Raw genomic sequence first — 2976 nt, 5'->3', positions numbered from 1 at the left:
GCATTGGGCTGCACCAGACACTGCGCCAGCTTGAGATTGCCGGACTGCTGGCCGAGCGCGCCGGTCGGATTGATCGGCGTTCCGCCTTGCGGATGAAACGATCCCCAGCAGTACCAGAACGACTGCCCTGCCACGACGACGTCGGCAATGGTGCTGTAGGGATGAACCTGGTTGTCGTAGCTGGTGACCCAGGTGTGGTCGACCGGGGATTCGGAAGACCAGGCCGGGATCGCCCAGGCGTAGAGGTTGACCGAAGGTGTCATTTCCGTTCCCCTGAAGAGAAGTCGCCGGACACGTTACGGTTGCGGTGAAAACATCATCCACCGCAGGGGGAATGTCCATCGCAAGTCATGGTCATTCACGGAAATCGCCGAACCACCAAGGAGTCAGGTATGGCCACACCACCCGAGCGTAGCGCCGGCGGCGCGCTGTGCCCTGCTTGTGGCGCAGCCTCGGCGATCGCTCTGCTGCTGATGCTGGGCGCAGCGTCGGCGCTGGCCGAATCGCCGGCAAGCGGAGCGCCGGGCGTTGTCACCGGCGGCAGTCAGGACGTGATGGTCGGCGGCAAGCCGGCAGCCCGCGCCGGCGACACCACCAGCGACGGCTCCATCGTCGAAGGCTCAAACAACGTCTTCATCAACGGCAAGCCGGCGGCGATCGGCGGCAGCCGCACCGGCTGCGGCGGGGTGGTGATCGGCAGCGGCTCAGGCGTGTTCATCAACGGCAAGCCGGTGGCACGCGCGGGCGACAGCACCGCGAACTGCAAGTAACGAGGCCGCCCGGTCCGGCATGCCAGTTTCGTTACCGCCACGGCAATTCATCGGTGCTCGTTTTGCCGCTCGCCTGCTCCTCGCAGCGCTCGCCCTTTCCCCTGTGCTGGTTCCGACCTTCGCCGCGCAAGCCCAAGCCCAGCACCGCGGAGCGACGACCGAGCGCGAATTGGTGGCGAAGATCAACGATGCGTTCCGTTCACTGCAGGCCGGAGATCGCGACGGCGGTCGCCAGCGTCTCACCGCCGCGCTGCGCGCGGTGCGTGATAGCAGTTATCACCCGCTGACCATCCAGGCCTATCTCAGCGCCGTCACCTTGTTCGAGCGCCGGCGCGACACCGCAACAGCCTCCGAACTGTTCGCCGAGGCCGCCAACACCCGCGCCGCGCGCGAGGCGAGCCCTGAGGCCACCACGCTGTGGTTCGAATACGCCCGCTTCCTTGAGCGCACAGTGCAATACGAACGCGGCATTCCGGTCGCGGTCGAGGCGCGCAAGCGGATGCGCGAAAGCTATGGGCCGAACACCGCGCAGGACATCGCCGGCAGCGACATCCTCGCCACGCTGCTGACCAACAACGGCGCCGTTGCGGCCGGGCTCAACCTGTCGGAAGAAACCTATCTCGGGGCGCGCCGGGCGCTCGGCGACAAGGAGCCGCTGACCTGGCGCACCGAGAACAACTACGCCGAAGCGCTGCGCATGGTCGGCCATCCCGACCTCGCTGCCAAGATCGACGCGCCGCTGTTGAAGAAACGCATCGCGCATTACGGCGTCGGCAGCATCCAGGCGCTGGTCAGCGCCAGCAATCTCGCGCTCGATCATCTGGCGATGGGCAACGAGGCCGAGACCATGCAGGCGCTGGCACTGCAGAAGCGTTGCGCAGCCGAACTCGCCGATCCCACCTCCGAACACGTCGCACAGGCCGATACCTGGATCGCCTACGCCAAGACTTACTTTCACCCCGACCGCGCGCTGAGCACGGCCGAGCTGGAAGCGATGGCACGGGTCAAGGACTGGAACGGCGCGCCGGACCTATTGCGGATCAAAGCCGCGCAACTTGCCGCCGATCACTACGAACGTCGCGGCGATAGTGCACGTGCACTGGCGCTGCGGCTCGACGCCTATCACCGCGCGCAGGAAACCATCGCGCGCCAGCATCCGATGACGTTCGACGCCCTGCTCGGCGTCGCCGTGACACGCTTGAAGCGCGGTGATCCTGATGCGCTGGCAACCTTCAAGGACGTCGAGCAGCAATCCTTCAACTGGATGCTGCGCGAGGTCGGCACCGCCGGCAACCGCTACGTCGCCGAAACGATGCGCAAGCTTGCCGACGATATCCTCTACGAATACGGCCGCTACGCGCTGATCGATCCAACGGCGGCGGGCGCCTATGCGGACGCCGTGTCGCGCTGAAAGACCATGGAGGACGGCGAGCGCACGTTGCTGCGACTGACGCTCGACCGGCTGCCGGACGAGCCAACGCGCGAACTCGCGCGCGCCGTGCTGCGGCTGTCCGGCCAGCAGCACGAGATGCTGTCCTCCGGCAAGCTCGACGACGATGCCCGCGACGTGCTGAAGCGTCTGCAGGAGGCGCGGCAGCAACTCGCCGCACGCGCCGACACCAGGCCGCCGGCCGACGTGCAACTGCCCTCGGTCGACGACAAACTCGAGGCGACCGACGCGCTGGTCGATTTCTTCGTCAGCGGCCGCGGCAGCCGGGTCAATCCGGCCGAACCGAAACCGGCCGCACGGCTGCAGGCGGTGATCCGCCGTCACGGCAAGCCGCCGCAGGTGATCGACCTCGGCCCGCTCGACAGCTTCACCGCCCCCAGCGTAGCAGAAGCGGATCGTACCCAGCCGTTCCGGCGACTGTACGCGACGCTGATCGGGCCGCTGAAGCCGCAACTCGCCGGTGTCACACGGCTGTTTCTGGTCCCGGATGCAGACCTCTACAGCCTGCCGTTCGCGATGCTGCAGGACGGCAGCGGCCGCTATCTCGACGAGATCTACGACACCCGCATCCTGACCCGCGCCGACGCCATCGTGTTTGCCGAGCAGGACGACAAACTGATCGCGGGAAGCAAGGCGGTGCTGGTCGGCGGGCTCGACTACGCCGGCGCGGCCAGTCAACTGCCCTCGACCAAAACCGAGATCGAGCGCATCGCGCCCGATCTGCAGCTCAGGGACATCGCCAGCACGACGATGACC

Annotated in this window: 3 protein-coding genes and 1 pseudogene; 3 read left to right on the top strand and 1 reads right to left on the bottom strand. The window is 66.8% G+C overall.

What is annotated here, in order from left to right; translation table 11 throughout:
• Nucleotides 1–263, bottom strand: a pseudogene (locus tag DYI24_RS24340) (hypothetical protein); the annotation flags it as partial.
• Between the two features lie 129 nt (nt 264–392).
• On the opposite strand from DYI24_RS24340, the gene DYI24_RS24335 reads away from it, so the two are divergent.
• The 3 genes from DYI24_RS24335 to DYI24_RS24325 all read left to right on the top strand — a co-directional run.
• Nucleotides 393–770: a PAAR domain-containing protein gene (locus DYI24_RS24335; protein WP_164574149.1), complete on the top strand. Its 378-nt coding sequence runs from the start codon at nt 393–395 to the stop codon at nt 768–770.
• A 172-nt stretch (nt 771–942) separates the two neighbouring features.
• Nucleotides 943–2181: a tetratricopeptide repeat-containing protein gene (locus DYI24_RS24330; RefSeq protein ID WP_164574148.1), complete on the top strand. Its 1239-nt coding sequence runs from the start codon at nt 943–945 to the stop codon at nt 2179–2181.
• 6 nt (nt 2182–2187) lie between these two features.
• Nucleotides 2188–2976 (top strand): CHAT domain-containing protein (locus DYI24_RS24325; RefSeq protein WP_164574147.1); only part of this gene is annotated, 789 nt, incomplete at its 3' end.

It is taken from the genome of Rhodopseudomonas sp. BR0C11 (genome assembly GCF_010820945.1).
Taxonomy (GTDB): domain Bacteria; phylum Pseudomonadota; class Alphaproteobacteria; order Rhizobiales; family Xanthobacteraceae; genus Rhodopseudomonas; species Rhodopseudomonas palustris_H.
Note: the sequence above shows the minus strand (reverse complement) of the source record. Positions and strands in the feature narration are given on the sequence as shown.

Bases quoted from the DNA above. Each gene is read 5' to 3' on its own strand.
- DYI24_RS24335 (WP_164574149.1), top strand. From the start codon at position 393: ATGGCCACACCACCCGAGCGTAGCGCCGGCGGCGCGCTGTGCCCTGCT.